Source organism: Mesorhizobium sp. WSM1293 (genome assembly GCF_000513875.1).
Lineage (GTDB): Bacteria > Pseudomonadota > Alphaproteobacteria > Rhizobiales > Rhizobiaceae > Mesorhizobium > Mesorhizobium ciceri.
In genome coordinates this window covers 69,875-84,811 of sequence record NZ_AZUV01000016.1, presented here as the reverse complement: position 1 = coordinate 84,811, position 14,937 = coordinate 69,875, and the positions used below count along the sequence as shown (strand labels likewise).

The window sequence follows — 14,937 nt, the reverse complement described above, 5'->3', positions numbered from 1 at the left end:
GTCGCGTGTTCAGTTGGTCAATTGCAGCTTCGTGAAGTTGTTGGCGATCTGAAGGAACACGTTCGGCAGTTTGGTCGGATCGTTGACGGCATAATAGTTGCTCGGATCCGAGGCGCAGGCGCTGTAAAGCGCACGGTTGGCTGCGGTGTCGGATTGCAGCACCATGGTGTAGATCTGCACGCCCTCGTTCTTCAATTGCGTGCAAACGTTTTTGGTCCAGCCGTCGACATTGCGCGCAGCGGTCGTCTGGTTGTCCGATCCGAAGCGGCCGCCAGCCAGATAGCCATAGGATGTGTAATCCGACTTTGTCGATTCTTGTTCGCTGGCGCCATAGACGACGTTCTCGCCGTCGGTGAGCAACAGCACGATCTTGCTGATGCCGGGCGTCTTCCACGGCGCTCCGTCGGTGTAGGGCGCGGCGGGCGACAGCACGCGCATACCCCATGACAGGCCCTCGGAGACATTGGTACCCGAGCCATTCCACTCGGTCATCTGACTGGCCGCCTTGCGGAGCTTGTCAAAGTCGTCGGTCAGGGGGACCACCGGGGTCGGACACGCACGGTTCGGGCCGACAGTGATGGGAGAGCCGATCTCGGTGATGAGTTCCTTGGCGGGCGCAACATATTTGGCGATCTTTTCCCTGGCATCCCTGTCATCGGGCGACAGAAGTTCGATGAGATTGCCGAGCAGGTTGCTGAGATCGATGCCCAGAATGTTGATGCCCGACTGGGCAAGCCTGGTTTTGTCGCTGACATCGTTGAGATAGGAGTTGTTGTAGTATTTATCCGAATTGCCATAGGAGCCAGACGGCTTCTGGGCGTCTTCGGGATCATCCGGCGCGAAGTAGGGCACGAACAGCGTGTCGGGCTTGGCCGGGTCGGGTGGCGTGTCGGAGATATTGTAAGCGCCTGGCCGCGCCTCGACGCAACCTTTCCATCCGGTGCCATTCCATCCGGCATCGGCCCATCCGGTCTTCTTGAGCTGTTTGAAAAGCGCCATGTGGTTCGGCCGCTTGCCGTCGATGACGGGAAAATTGACGCCGTTGGTTGAGGACTTGCCGTCCATGTCGATCCAGGACGGGTCGAAGCCGTCGCCGTTGACGTTGACGGCCGTTACGAAAGGAACCAGCGAGGCGCGGATCTTGCGCGTTGGCGATTTCGCCGCTTCGAGCGTGTCGAGCAACGATTTTGTCGCCGTCCTCAGCGCCGTCATCCGCGCGCCGGCCATCGAGCCGGTGTTGTCCAGCACCAGCACGACTTCGAGCTGGTTGTTCGATTCGACCGCCGAGGCATCGACCACGATGTGCTTGCTGTCGCCGAACAGGAAGGCGAAGTTGAGATGGACGTCCGCCGAGGCAACCGCCTTGGTCTTGACGAAATTGACGCCCTTGTCGACAGTCAACGTCGCCTGCGCATTGTCGAGCTCGCCATGACCGACGATGTTGGCCTGGAAATAGCGGTTGAAAGCGTCATTGCGGGTGATGTCGAGATCGCCAAGGTGCGAAGAAGCAAGGTTTGCCGAATCGAGAGCGTTCTGCAAATTGCTCTTGGCCCGCATAAGGGTCGAGACATCGGTTGCGAAAGCGACTGCCGTCAGGATGACCGGCAAACCCAGTCCCAGCACAAGCGTGAAATTGCCGCTCTTCGAGCGCCAGAATTTGTTGAGAAGCATCCTTACCCCCGGAAATGCTTGCCGCTTTTGCGCGGTTGTCCGGGCTTTTGCGCCTTCCATGATGAATCGACCGTTGACGGCCAGGCTTCAACTCCACACAACCTGCTGGTGTGGTTAAGACGTGGTTGCCGGAAACCACGACTCCGGCCGTTGCTGCTCCCGATCGTCGCCTGCGACACACGGGAATGCCGCTTGCCCTTGCTTTGCGGCCGGATTGCTGTATAGACGCCGGCAATCTGCCGGTCCTTGCTGGGGGCTGAACGGAGGGCCGGAGGTTTTTCAGAACCTTCGTGTGAAGCCGGAAGTGCTTCCGCCTCCCGTGTCTCCGCTCTCGACCGTCTCGTCATGCTCCTTTCTTCCCCCTGCCCCTCGAGGGTTTGCGGGTCAGAGAAGTTGCAGAGGCTTTTGCCGCCGGGAACCGGGAGAGAAACGAAGAAAGGCATAAGACATAATGGCTCTTTACGAACATGTGTTTCTTGCCCGGCAGGACCTCTCGCAGCAGCAGGTCGATGCGCTTGTCGAACAGTACAAGGGTGTCATCTCCGCAAATGGCGGGTCCGTCGGCCGGGTCGAGAACTGGGGACTGAAGTCCCTCACCTACCGGGTCAACAAGAACCGGAAGGCTTACTACACGCTGATGGACCTGAATTGCCCGGCGGCCGCGCTCAACGAGATGGAGCGCCAGATGGGCCTGTCCGAAGACGTGCTGCGTTTCCTGACCATCAAGGTCGAGGCGCATGAGGAAGGCCCGTCGGCCATGATGCAGAAGCGCGAAGAGCGCTCGGAACGCGGCGGCTTCGGCGACCGTGACCGTGGCGATCGTGGTCCGCGTTCGTTCGGCGATCGTGATCGCGGCGACCGTGGCGATCGTCCGCCGCGCTCGTTCGGCGACGCCGGTGCCGATCGTGGTCCGCGCCGTCCGCGCGAAGGCTTTGAAGGGGGTGCAGAATAATGGTCGACATCAATCAGATCCCGACCCGGCGCCCGTTCCATCGCCGCCGCAAGACCTGCCCGTTCTCCGGCGCCAACGCGCCCAAGATCGACTACAAGGACGTGCGTCTGCTGCAGCGCTACATTTCCGAGCGTGGCAAGATCGTGCCGTCGCGCATCACCGCCGTCAGCCAGAAGAAGCAGCGCGAACTCGCCAAGGCGATCAAGCGCGCCCGCTTCCTCGGCCTGCTGCCCTACGTGGTTCGCTAATATCTCAAATGCGGGCGGTTCGCCGCCCGCTCTTCTCCCACGGCGACGGGCGCCGCAGGGTTGAACATCAAATCCCGGGTTGAGGTCAAAACCTCTAACTGCCGCACAGGCAGGACAGCGACACCAGCGCCAAAGGCGCTCAAGCTTCCTGACCTGTTCCCAAGACATTCGGCGCCGATCTCATCGATCGATTGGCGTCCAACCAAAGGAACAAATCCATGGACGTCATTCTTCTCGAACGCGTTTCCCGCCTCGGCCAGATGGGCGATACCGTCAAGGTCAAGGACGGCTTCGCCCGTAACTTCCTGCTGCCGCAGGGCAAGGCGCTGCGCGCCAACGAAGCCAACAAGAAGAAGTTCGAAGGCCAGCGCGCCCAGCTTGAAGCCCGCAACCTCGAGCGCAAGTCGGAAGCGGCCCAGGTCGCTGAAAAGCTCGACGGCAAGAGCTTCATCGCCGTTCGCTCCGCCGGCGAAACCGGTCAGCTTTACGGTTCCGTTTCGACCCGCGACATCGCCGATCTGCTGACGGCGGAAGGTTTTTCGATCAACCGCAACCAGATCCTGCTCAACCAGCCGATCAAGACCATCGGTGTCACCAATGTGGCGATCGCGCTGCATCCGGAAGTCGAGGTCACTGTCACGCTCAACATCGCCCGCACGGCCGACGAAGCCGAGCGCCAGGCCAAGGGCGAGACGCTGACCACCGCCGAAGCCATCTATGGCGACGACATCAACGACAACGCCCGGCCGGAGAACTTCTTCGATCCGAACACCGAGTTCGAGGGCGACGAAGACAACGCCTGATCACACGTCGCAAGCGATTGGAGCCATGGGCTGATCACGACTTGACGCCAAGCTCCGATCACTTTGCCGTCATCCAGCCATGCTGGACCAATGCCCGGGCCTCGCGCCCGGGCATTTTTGTGCCAAATGGAACTTTTCGAACCCCTATATATTGTTGCAGACTATGGCGTCGCGCGTCCTTTGGCCGCGCAAAGCACGCTGTGCAACTTTGGTTCGGCGCAAGATCTCCGGCGAAATCGATCCCGATTTTCGCGGTCACGCGCCAAGGCAGCCTGTCTGGCCGAGAGGGGACATTTGGTCATGAATATTCTGTTGAAGCGCGTTCTCGACCGCTTGGTGCGCACCGGCAATCTTAGGGTAACCGGCCCCAAGGGCACGGCGGTGGTTTTCGGCGACGGCAGCGGCGAACCGGTGCATATGCACATCAAAACCGCGCATGCCGAGCGCGCCATCACCTTCGATCCGATGCTGGCGGTGCCTGAAGCCTACATGGACGGCGAACTCGACATTCTCGAGGGCGGCGTGCTGGGCGTGATGCGCATCGCCTTCCAGAACATGGGCAGCGGCGGCATCGACGCCACCTGGTCGAAGGCCATCGAAGGCCTGCGCCACGCCTTCCGCCGGCTCCAGCAGATCAACACCGCCTCGCGCTCGCGGCGCAACGTGCAGCGCCACTACGATCTGTCGGGCGATCTCTACCGGCTCTTCCTCGACGAGGACATGCAATATTCCTGCGCCTATTTCGAGCAGCCGGACATGACGCTCGACGAGGCGCAGGCCGCCAAGAAACGCCACATCGCCGCCAAGCTCCGGCTGAAGGCCGGCCAGACCGTGCTCGACATCGGCTCCGGCTGGGGCGGGCTTGGCCTCTATCTCGCCAAGGCGTTCGACGTCGACGTGCAAGGCGTCACGCTGTCGACCGAGCAGCATGGCGTCGCCACCGACCGGGCGCATGCGCAAGGGCTGGAAAGCCGCGTGCATTTCGAGCTGAAGGACTACCGCGAACTCAATGAGCGTTTCGATCGCATCGTCTCGGTCGGTATGTTCGAGCATGTCGGCGTCAACCACTATCGCACCTTCTTCGACAAGAGCGCGACGCTGCTCAAGCCGGATGGCGTCATGCTGTTGCACACGATCGGCCGTTCCGGCGTGCCGTGGGCGACCAGCGCCTTCATCCGCAAATACATCTTCCCGGGCGGCTACATCCCGTCGCTGTCGGAAGTGATGCCTGCGATCGAGAAGTCGGGCCTGGTCGTCACCGACGTCGAGATCCTGCGGCTCCACTATGCCGACACGCTGAAGCACTGGGGCGAGCGCTTCGCCGCCAATCGCGACAAGGCCAAGGCGATCTATGACGAGCGCTTCTGCCGCATGTGGGAATTCTATCTGGCGGCTTCGGAAGCCGCCTTCCGCTGGCAGGATCTGGTGATCTTCCAGATCCAGATCGCCAAGAAGAACGATACGCTGCCGATGACACGCGACTACATGGCCAAATGCGAAAAAGCGCTCGAGATGCGCGATATGGGGCATCGTGAAACGGCTCCCGTCAAAAAGAGCCCGGCCGCCAAGCCGGCTCGCCGCCGCAAGGTTGCCGACCAGGAATAGCATTGCCGCTTGCCATTGCCGGCGCCTGCACTGAAAAAGGTCCCGTGACCGTCGCGGGACCTTTTTCATGACCTTTGTCCTCTATGCCGCCGCCGCTCTGGCCGAGATCGCCGGCTGCTTTTCATTCTGGGCCTGGTGGCGGCTGGAGAAGTCGCCGCTTTGGCTGCTTCCCGGCCTCGCCTCGCTTGCCCTGTTTGGCTTCCTGCTGGCGCTGGTCGACACGTCAGCCGCCGGTCGCGCCTACGCCGCCTATGGCGGCATCTACATCGTGGCGTCGCTTGGCTGGCTGTGGCTGGTTGAAGGCGTTCGCCCCGACCGCTGGGATCTTGCCGGTGCCGCGCTCTGCATTGCCGGTGCTTCGGTGATCCTTCTCGTCCCGCGGGGCGCTTGAGATGGAGTTGCCTGCCTCCCTTCGCCAAGGTGTCGAGCGTCTGCTCGAAAACGTTCCGCTGGCGGTACTCAAGCAAGCGGCAAAGACGCTGTCCGACCGCTACCGCGCCGAGTTGCGCGACGGCCGTCTGCACATGGCCGAGGATCTGGCGGTGAAGGCCTATCTGGCGACGCGGCTGCCGGCGACCTATGCCGCGATCCGTGCCAGCCTCGACGCGCTGAGCGACGCCAAGCCTGCCTTTCAGCCCAGGACCTTGCTCGATGTCGGCGCCGGCCCTGGCACGGTGCTTTGGGCCGCGACCGATCTGTGGCCCGATCTCGAACAGGCGGTGTTGTTCGAAGCCAGTGCCGCCGTGCGTAAGGTCGGCGAGACGCTTGCCGGCAACACTATTGCCGCCCAGAGCAGATGGCTGGCCGGTGATGCCACCATCGACCTTGCTGGCATCGAGCCGGCCGATCTGGTCACGTGCGCTTATGTGCTCGATGAAATCGCGCCGGCATCGCTGCCGAAACTCATCGACCGGCTCTGGCAACTCACTGGCGACACGCTCCTGATCGTCGAGCCGGGCACCCCCGCCGGCTGGCAGCGCATCCTTGCCGTGCGCCGGCAGCTGATCGAGGCGGGCGCACATGTGCTTGCGCCTTGCGCGCATCAGGCGCCCTGCCCGCTGGTCCAGCCCGACTGGTGCCATTTTTCCCGCCGCGTCGCCCGCTCGCGCCTGCATCGGCTGGCCAAGGATGCCGACGTGCCGTGGGAAGACGAGAAATTCATCTACGTCGCGGCTTCTCGCGACGGCCCCACATCACACCAGGCACGAGTTCTTGCGCCACCGAAATCCGGCTCCGGCAAGGTTCTGCTCAAGCTTTGCCAGGACGACGGCACCGCCACCGAGCGCTTGTTCACCAAGCGCGACGGCGCCGACTTCAAGTTGGCCCGGCGACTGGACTGGGGCGACAGGCTGGACAACATCGCAAAATGAAGAGTGCCATTGTTCTTGCTTTGTTCTGACGAGTCAGATAGAGATCCGCGCCCTGTCGAGTCAACTGGAATCGGGGCACGCGAATACTCTCCTGTGGACGATTGGTTGTTCCTGTGAACAACGGGCATCAAGGTTCTTTGGTTGGGTAGTGATGCAGAAAGGTCAGCACCGACTCATCACGTTCTGATATCGAAAGGCCGGGATTGAAATCGGGGATATCATGGCAGAGGCAGCGCGAAAATTCGGCGTCGCGGAAACACCGCTTTATCGTGAAGCGCCAAACAACATCGAGGCCGAGCAGGCGTTGCTCGGCGCCATCCTCGTCAACAACGACGCCTTCTACCGCGTCTCTGACTTCCTCAAGGCCAGCCATTTCTACGAGCCGCTGCACCGCAAGATCTATGAGGTGGCGTCCGAGTTCATCCGTATGGGCAAGGTGGCGACGCCGATCACGCTGAAAACCTTCCTGCCAGCCGACGAGAAGGTTGGCGACATGACGATGGCGCAATATGTCGTGCGGCTGGCGGTCGAGGCTGTGACCGTCGTCAACGCCACCGACTATGGCCGCGCCATCTATGACCTTGCGACGCGCCGCGCGCTGATCACCGTCGGCGAAGACATGGTCAACATCGCCTATGACGCGCCGGTCGACATGGCACCCGGCGAACAGATCGAGGATGCCGAGCGGCGGCTGTTCGAACTGGCCGAAAACGGCCGCTACGATGGCGGTTTCGAAAGCTTTTCCGATGCGTTGAAGAATGCCGTCGACATGGCCAGCGCGGCCTATATGCGCGATGGCCACCTGTCCGGCATTGCCACCGGCCTGCGCGATCTCGACCATCGCATGGGTGGTCTGCAGCCTTCGGATTTGATCATCATCGCCGGCCGCCCAGGCATGGGCAAGACGTCGCTGGCCACCAACATCGCCTACAACATCGCTGCCGCCTATGAGCCTGCCCAACAGGCCGACGGCTCCGTCAAGGCGGCCAATGGCGGCGTCGTCGGCTTCTTCTCGCTTGAAATGTCGTCGGAGCAGCTGGCCACCCGCATCATCTCCGAGCAGACCGAGATTCCATCGTCGAAAATCCGGCGCGGCGATTTGACGGAAGCCGATTTCGGCAAGCTTGTCGCCTACACGCAGGAGAACCATAAGCGCCCGCTCTACATCGACCAGACGGGTGGTATCTCGATCGCCCAGCTCGCGGCGCGCGCCCGCCGCCTCAAGCGCCAGCGCGGGCTGGACCTGATGGTCATCGACTATATCCAGCTGATGCAGGGTTCATCTGCCAAGGCGTCGCAGAACCGCGTCCAGGAAATCACCGAGATCACCACCGGACTGAAGGCGCTCGGCAAGGAGTTGGGCGTGCCGATCATCGCGCTCTCACAGCTCTCGCGTCAGGTCGAAAGCCGCGACGACAAACATCCGCAGCTGTCCGACCTGCGCGAATCGGGCTCGATCGAGCAGGACGCCGACGTCGTGCTGTTCGTGTACCGCGAGGAATATTACATCAAGAACAAGGAGCCGGAGAAAGGCACGCCCGAGCATCTCGCCTGGGAGACGAAGATGATCGAGGTCCAGGGCAAGGCCGAAGTGATCATAGCCAAGCAGCGCCACGGACCGACCGGCACCGTCAGCCTTGCCTTCCAGGGCGAGTTCACCCGCTTCTCCGACCTCGCCGAGGAGCATCATCTGCCGGAAAGGTTCGAGTGACCTATTGAGACAGGTCCCATTCCTTGGCGCCCCCCTCTGTCCTGCTGGACATCTCCCCCTCAAGGGGGGAGATCGGATGGCATCGACGCTTTCGCCAATTTTTGGCGTTGAAAAGAAGGCGCAAGCGCTGAAGCTGCAAATCTCCCCCATCGAGGGGGAGATGGCCGGCAGGCCAAAGGGGGGCGCTGCCCCGCCAGCCTGTCACGGCGTGGCTTCCATCTAATGGCCAAATCGCGCGTCCAATTCATCTGCCAAAGCTGCGGATCGGTGCATCAGCGCTGGGCCGGCAAATGCGATGCCTGTGGCGAGTGGAACACGCTGGTCGAGGAAGGCACGTCCGGCGGCATCGGCTCAGGACCAGCCAACACGCGCAACGCCCGCAAGGGACGCGCCGTGGTGCTGACCACGCTGTCCGGCGATATCGAGGACGCGCCACGCATCATCTCGGGCATTGGCGAACTCGATCGCGCCACCGGCGGCGGTTTCGTGCGCGGCTCGGCGCTGCTGGTCGGCGGCGATCCCGGCATCGGCAAGTCGACGCTGCTCACCCAGGCGGCCGCGGCGCTGGCATCAAAAGGCCACCGCATCGTCTATGTCTCGGGCGAAGAGGCGGTCGCGCAGATCAGGCTGCGGGCGCAGCGGCTTGGCGTCGCCTCCTCTCCGGTGGAACTTGCCGCCGAGACCAATGTCGAGGACATCCTGGCGACGATCGCCGACGGCAAGCGGCCTGACCTCGTCATCCTGGATTCGATCCAGACGCTGTGGACCGACCTTGCCGATTCGGCGCCCGGAACCGTCACCCAGGTGCGCGCCGCCGCCCAGGCGATGATCCGCTATGCGAAATCCACGGGTGCGGCGATCGTACTGGTCGGCCATGTCACCAAGGAAGGCCAGATTGCCGGGCCGCGCGTCGTCGAGCACATGGTCGACGCCGTGCTCTACTTCGAAGGCGAAGGCGGCCACCACTACCGCATCCTGCGCACCGTGAAGAACCGTTTTGGACCGACCGACGAGATCGGCGTCTTCGAAATGTCGGACAAGGGCCTGCGCGAGGTCGCCAATCCGTCCGAGCTTTTCCTTGGCGAACGCCACGCCAAATCGCCCGGCGCGGCGGTTTTCGCCGGCATGGAAGGGACAAGGCCGGTGCTGGTCGAGATCCAGGCACTGGTCGCACCCTCCTCGCTCGGCACGCCGCGCCGCGCCGTCGTCGGCTGGGACGGCGCCCGGTTGTCGATGATCCTGGCTGTTCTCGAAGCCCATTGCGGGGTGCGATTCGGCAGCCATGATGTCTATCTCAATGTCGCCGGCGGCTACCGGATTTCGGAGCCCGCGGCAGATCTCGCAGTGGCGGCCGCCCTGGTTTCCTCGCTCACCGGTCTTGCCCTTCCCGCCGATTGCGTCTATTTCGGCGAAATCAGCCTTTCGGGCGCCGTGAGGCCGGTTGCGCATGCGCAACAGCGCCTCAAGGAAGCCGAAAAGCTGGGTTTTGGAAGCGCGGTTCTGCCCTCGGGCAGCGGGGAACTGGCCGGGGGGATCGGGGCCGGTTCTTTCCAGCCGACCGAGCTTGCCGACCTCGTGGCACGCATAGCCGGCTCACGCCGAAGCCGCGTGGACGAAGAAGACTAGAGCATCGGACCCAGAGCCCGATGTTCGGCGCTATAATGCGGCTCATGGAGTGGGGCGAAAGACATGCCGATTACGCTGCTTGACGGAATTCTCGTCGGCTTCACTCTGGTCTCGGCGATGCTCGCCATGGTTCGCGGCTTCTCGCGCGAAGTCCTGTCCGTCGTCTCCTGGGCAGCGGCGGCAGCGGCGGCGTTCTTCTTCTACAAGCCGGTCGTGCCTTACCTCGCTCACTACATCGAGAATGAAAAGGTGGCCATGGCGGCCGCCGCCGGCGTGGTTTTCATCATCGCGCTGATCGTCGTCTCGGTCATCACCATGAAGCTCGCCGACTGGATCATCGATTCCCGGATCGGCGCACTCGACCGGACGCTGGGTTTCCTTTACGGCGCCGCGCGCGGCATCCTGGTCGTTGCCGTCGCCCTGCTGTTCTTCAACTGGCTGGCCGGCGCCAAGGCGCCAGCCTGGGTCACGGAAGCCAAATCGCGGCCGCTGCTCGAACAAATCGGCGCCAAGCTCGAAAGCCTGCTGCCCGAGGATCCGGAAAACGCGATTCTCAAGAAGCTCAATCCGAATCAGCCGGCCGCCGAGACGCCAGCTGCTCCGGACGCACCGGCGGCGGATGCTCCGGCGGGCGGCGACGATACCAACACGCCGGCGCCTGACGACAATGACGCAACACCACCGGCGAACAACGCCCCGGCCGCTCCGGCACCGGCGGCACCGGCAAACTGACGCCGAAAAACGGCGTCAGGATCTGACGATGGTGTGAACGACTGCACGGCCCGCGTTGCTTTCGGCGCGAACCCGCATTATATGGCGATTTTAGCGGAGCTTAAGATGGCAGACGCAGACGACGTGCTTTCCGCCGAGGCCGACGACCATTTCCACGATGAATGCGGTGTGTTCGGCATTTTCGGCCGGCAGGACGCTGCGGCCATCGTTACATTGGGCCTGCATGCGCTGCAGCATCGCGGCCAGGAAGCGGCCGGCATCGTTTCCTATGACGGCAGCCAGTTCCATGTCGAACGCCATGTCGGCCTGATCGGCGACACCTTCACCAAGCAGCGCGTCATCGACAGCCTGCAAGGCAACCGCGCCATTGGCCATACGCGCTACGCCACCACGGGCGGCGCCGGCATGCGCAACATCCAGCCCTTTTTCGCCGAATTGGCCGATGGCGGTTTCGCCGTCGCCCACAACGGCAATCTGACCAACGCCATGACCGTGCAGCGCGCGCTGCAGAAGCAAGGCGCGATCTTTTCCTCCACCTCCGATACCGAGACGCTTTTGCACCTCGTCGCCACTAGCAAGGAGCGCGATTTGAACTCGCGTTTCATCGATGCGGTGCGGCAGGTGGAGGGCGCTTTCTCCCTGGTGGCGATGACGGCCAAAAAGATGATCGGCTGCCGCGATCCGCTCGGCATCCGGCCGCTGGTGCTGGGCGATCTCGACGGCGCCTGGATCCTGGCCTCCGAAACCTGCGCGCTCGACATCATCGGCGCGCGTTTCGTGCGCGACCTGAAGCCCGGCGAGATGGTCGTCGTCACGTCCAAGGGCATCGAGAGCCTGTTCCCCTTCGAGCCGCAGAAGACCCGCTTCTGCATCTTCGAATATGTCTATTTCGCGCGGCCGGATTCCTCGGTCGAAGGCCGCAACGTCTATGAGGTGCGCAAGCGTATCGGCGCCGAGCTGGCGGTCGAAAGCCCGGTCGAGGCCGACATCGTCGTGCCGGTGCCGGACTCGGGCACGCCGGCGGCGATCGGCTTCAGCCAGGCGGCCGGCATTCCCTTTGAGCTCGGCATCATCCGCAATCATTATGTCGGCCGCACCTTCATCCAGCCGGGCGATTCGATCCGCCACATGGGCGTCAAGCTGAAGCACAATGCCAACCGACGCATGATCGAAGGCAAGCGCGTGGTGCTGGTCGACGACAGCATCGTGCGCGGCACCACCAGCCAGAAGATCGTGCAGATGGTGCGCGACGCCGGTGCCAAGGAGGTGCATATGCGCATCGCCTCACCGCCGACACGCGCCTCCTGCTTCTACGGTGTCGACACGCCGGAGAAATCGAAGCTCCTGGCATCGCGCATGTCGATCGAGGAGATGGCCGAGTTCATTCGCGTCGATTCGCTTGGCTTCCTCACCATTGACGGGCTCTACCGCGCGGTCGGCGAGGCCAGCCGCGACAACGACCAGCCGCAATTCTGCGATGCCTGCTTCACCGGCCAATACCCGACCCGCCTGCTCGACTTCGAAGGCCACGACAATGTGCGCACGCTGTCGCTGCTGGCGACAAGCGGGACGTAGGCCGGACCGCCATCAGCGTTAGTCAATTCCCGGAATCCATCGCATGACCCTCGACCTTTCCGGCCGCGTTGCGGTCGTCACCGGCGCCTCGCGCGGCATCGGCTATTTCATTGCCAAGGAATTGGCTGCCGCCGGCGCGCATGTCATTGCGGTGGCTCGTACTGTCGGCGGGCTGGAAGAGCTCGACGACCAGATCAAGGCGGCCGGCGGCCAGGCGACACTGGTGCCGCTCGACCTCGCCGACATGGCCGGCATCGACCGCCTGGGCGGCGCCATCCACGAACGCTGGGGCAAGCTCGACATTCTCGTCGCCAATGCCGGCGTGCTCGGCGTCATCTCGCCGATCGGTCATGTCGAAGCAAAAACCTTCGAGAAGGTGATGACCATCAACGTCACCTCGACCTGGCGGCTGATCCGCTCGGTCGACCCTCTGCTGCGGCTCTCCGATGCTGGCCGCGCGATCATCCTGTCTTCCAACGCCGCGCACTCGGCGCGCGCCTTCTGGGCACCCTACGCGGCATCCAAGGCCGCGGTGGAGACGATGATGCGCTCCTGGGCGCATGAGACGCAGAGCCTGCCGCTCAGGGTGAACGCCGCTGACCCCGGCGCCACCCGCACCGCCATGCGGGCCCAGGCAGTGCCGGGCGAAGATCCCGAGACGTTGCCGCATCCCTCCGAGATCGCCAAACGCATCGTGCCGCTGGCCAGCCCGGACCTGAAAGAGACCGGATTGATCTTCCAGGCCAAGCACAATCGCTTCGTCGCCTATAGGCAGCCGGAATAAAACTTGAGCCTTTTTTTGACGCATGTCGGTTTCCCAAAAACCGCTGCGCACTTTTAAGCGACATGCGTAGGGATTAAACAGGCCTCCGGAAACGTTTCTTCGACGTAGTCGAAGCCCAAACCGGAGGAACCACCATGCGCAAACTGCTTCTCGCCACCGCGGCCATCCTGATCGCAGCCGCGGGCGCCGCTTACTCGCAAGATGCCAAGATGAGCTTCTTCGTCACCAGTGTCGGTTCCGGCAAGGGTGCCGACCTCGGCGGCCTCAAGGGCGCCGACGCGCATTGCGCATCGCTGGCGGAAGCCGCCGGTGTCACCGGCAAGAGTTGGGCTGCCTATCTGTCGACCAGCGACACTGACGCCCGCGACCGCATCGGCAAGGGGCCGTGGGTGAACGCCAAGGGCGTCAAGATCGCTGAGGACGTCGCCTCGTTGCACAGCGATGCCAACGGCATCACCAAGCAGACGGCGCTCAACGAGAAAGGCGAAGTGGTCAACGGCCGCGGTGACACGCCGAACCGCCACGACGTGCTGACCGGCTCCAAGCCCGACGGCACCAAGATCGCCGACCAGACCTGCGGCGACTGGACCATGAGCGGGGCGGAAGGCGCCGCGATGATGGGCCATCATGACCGCACGGGCCTCGACGATTCTGCAGCCGCCAAATCCTGGAATTCCTCGCACGCCTCGCGCGGCGGCTGCAGCCAAGAGGCGCTGAAGGGCACCGGGGGCGATGGCTTGTTCTATTGTTTTGCCACCAACTGAGCCGATTGCGCTTCGAAATCGGGCTGGGAAACCCGCCGTCACATCACGCGGCTGTGATTTGGCGGCGGGAAGCTGTGCCGCGGTCATGCTTTCGTCATTTCCTTGGAGTTGGTAGGGTCACCGCGACTCCCACAACAAGCGCCCAACTGGCAGAACAAGGAAATCCCCATGGCTACGACCGCAGCAGCGTTGGTCTGGTATCTGGTAATCGCCGGTCCGCAAGGCGGCATGGTCGTGCTGCCCAGCACCTTCGACAAGCGCGAACAATGCACCGCCGCCATCACCGAATATCAGAAGCAGCCGACACCGGCCGGCTGGTCGGTGCAATGCGTGCCGAGCGCCTCGCCCTTCACCGACGAGGGTGACGCCGAAGAACCGTCAGCACAGTAGGCGTCAGCGGCGTGCGCTGACCGTCAGTTCCGGCTTCTGGCTGATGGTCTGGAATACCACGCAATAACGCTCGGTCAGCTTCAGCAGCGAGTCTATCCGCTCCTGCGGCTCATCGGTGTCGAGGTTGAAATTGAGCCGGATGGCGCGAAAGCCGACCGGCGCATCCTTGGCGACACCGAGCGTGCCGCGAAAATCGAGATCGCCTTCAGCCTCCACCGTGGCGGCGCCGAGTTTGAACTCGAGCGCCGTCGCCACCGCCTTCAGCGTCACCCCAGCGCAGGCGACCAACGCCTCCAGCAGCATGTCGCCCGAGCAGAGCTCAAGGCCTGAGCCGCCTGTTGCCGGATGCAGGCCGGCGATGGCGAGCGCCCTGCCCGTCTCCACCTTGCAGGCAACCGACTGGTCGTCGATCGAGCCCTTGGCGCGAAGCGTGATCATGGCCTGCGAAGCGTCGTCACGATACGCCTGCTTCAGCGGCGCCTGCATGGCCTTCAGTTCGGTCGCATCCATCCGCTTTCCCCTTTCGTCGACTGCTTGCGTCACCGGCATGCGCCGTCCGGTCAAGATTTGCGCCGATCACCTTGGGAAGGCAATGCCATTCCGCAACAGGTGCCAGCCGCCTACACCGATATCCCAAATGGGACATTGACGGACAAGGTCCCAAAAACGTCTGATCCGGGCAAGTCATCACTCCATTTCCCGGCGG

The 14,937-nt window shown here is 63.1% G+C and carries 16 protein-coding genes; 14 read left to right on the top strand and 2 right to left on the bottom strand.

Translation table 11 applies throughout. The annotated features are described in order from the left end of the window. Window positions 1-9: 9 nt before the first annotated feature. Window positions 10-1,671 carry a pilus assembly protein gene (locus M729_RS0120725; protein WP_024504320.1) on the bottom strand — a complete coding sequence of 554 codons (1,662 nt, stop codon included), beginning with the start codon at window positions 1,669-1,671 and terminating at the stop codon, window positions 10-12. Between the two features lie 451 nt (window positions 1,672-2,122). Here M729_RS0120725 and rpsF point away from each other — a divergent pair, with 451 nt between their 5' ends. The 14 genes from rpsF (at window position 2,123) to M729_RS0120655 (ending at window position 14,231) form a co-directional block, all read left to right on the top strand. Beyond that, on the top strand, window positions 2,123-2,623 hold the full coding sequence (gene rpsF / locus M729_RS0120720; RefSeq protein ID WP_013532520.1) for a 30S ribosomal protein S6: 501 nt from the start codon (window positions 2,123-2,125) through the stop codon (window positions 2,621-2,623). Next, window positions 2,623-2,871 (top strand): 30S ribosomal protein S18, encoded by a 249-nt coding sequence (gene rpsR / locus M729_RS0120715; RefSeq protein WP_006203718.1) that lies wholly within the window; start codon window positions 2,623-2,625, stop codon window positions 2,869-2,871. The genes rpsF and rpsR overlap by 1 nt, the downstream gene beginning before the upstream one ends. A gap of 218 nt (window positions 2,872-3,089) precedes the next feature. After that, window positions 3,090-3,674: a 50S ribosomal protein L9 gene (rplI, locus tag M729_RS0120710; RefSeq protein WP_013532521.1), complete on the top strand. Its 585-nt coding sequence runs from the start codon at window positions 3,090-3,092 to the stop codon at window positions 3,672-3,674. A 300-nt stretch (window positions 3,675-3,974) separates the two neighbouring features. After that, window positions 3,975-5,279, top strand: coding sequence for a cyclopropane-fatty-acyl-phospholipid synthase family protein (locus M729_RS0120705; protein WP_024504321.1), 1,305 nt, complete (start codon window positions 3,975-3,977; stop codon window positions 5,277-5,279). 67 nt (window positions 5,280-5,346) lie between these two features. After that, the gene (locus M729_RS0120700; RefSeq protein ID WP_013532523.1) at window positions 5,347-5,670 is read left to right on the top strand and encodes a YnfA family protein; all 324 of its coding nucleotides are present in this window, start codon (window positions 5,347-5,349) and stop codon (window positions 5,668-5,670) included. 1 nt (window position 5,671) lies between these two features. After that, window positions 5,672-6,649: a small ribosomal subunit Rsm22 family protein gene (locus M729_RS0120695; RefSeq protein WP_027162701.1), complete on the top strand. Its 978-nt coding sequence runs from the start codon at window positions 5,672-5,674 to the stop codon at window positions 6,647-6,649. Window positions 6,650-6,869: 220 nt separating this feature from the next. Further along, window positions 6,870-8,360, top strand: a complete 1,491-nt coding sequence (locus tag M729_RS0120690; RefSeq protein WP_013532525.1) for a replicative DNA helicase — start codon at window positions 6,870-6,872, stop codon at window positions 8,358-8,360. 76 nt (window positions 8,361-8,436) lie between these two features. Next, window positions 8,437-8,583 (top strand): hypothetical protein, encoded by a 147-nt coding sequence (locus M729_RS1000000137445; protein WP_198032117.1) that lies wholly within the window; start codon window positions 8,437-8,439, stop codon window positions 8,581-8,583. Beyond that, window positions 8,583-9,986: a DNA repair protein RadA gene (gene radA, locus M729_RS0120680; RefSeq protein WP_013532526.1), complete on the top strand. Its 1,404-nt coding sequence runs from the start codon at window positions 8,583-8,585 to the stop codon at window positions 9,984-9,986. Before M729_RS1000000137445 ends, radA begins: the two co-directional genes overlap by 1 nt. A gap of 63 nt (window positions 9,987-10,049) precedes the next feature. Further along, a complete protein-coding gene (locus M729_RS0120675) occupies window positions 10,050-10,718 on the top strand; it encodes a CvpA family protein (RefSeq protein WP_027162700.1) in 669 nt (222 codons plus the stop codon). Window positions 10,719-10,823: 105 nt separating this feature from the next. After that, a complete protein-coding gene (purF, locus tag M729_RS0120670; protein WP_013532528.1) occupies window positions 10,824-12,293 on the top strand; it encodes an amidophosphoribosyltransferase in 1,470 nt (489 codons plus the stop codon). 43 nt (window positions 12,294-12,336) lie between these two features. Next, window positions 12,337-13,077: an SDR family NAD(P)-dependent oxidoreductase gene (locus M729_RS0120665; RefSeq protein WP_013532529.1), complete on the top strand. Its 741-nt coding sequence runs from the start codon at window positions 12,337-12,339 to the stop codon at window positions 13,075-13,077. A 134-nt stretch (window positions 13,078-13,211) separates the two neighbouring features. Beyond that, the gene (locus tag M729_RS0120660; protein ID WP_027162699.1) at window positions 13,212-13,841 is read left to right on the top strand and encodes a hypothetical protein; all 630 of its coding nucleotides are present in this window, start codon (window positions 13,212-13,214) and stop codon (window positions 13,839-13,841) included. Window positions 13,842-14,009: 168 nt separating this feature from the next. Further along, entirely contained in the window at window positions 14,010-14,231 is a 222-nt protein-coding gene (locus M729_RS0120655; protein ID WP_013532531.1) for a hypothetical protein, read from the top strand. A gap of 3 nt (window positions 14,232-14,234) precedes the next feature. Here the strand turns inward: M729_RS0120655 and M729_RS0120650 are convergent, their stop codons facing one another. After that, window positions 14,235-14,741, bottom strand: a complete 507-nt coding sequence (locus M729_RS0120650) for an OsmC family protein (protein ID WP_027162698.1) — start codon at window positions 14,739-14,741, stop codon at window positions 14,235-14,237. Window positions 14,742-14,937 lie beyond the last annotated feature (196 nt).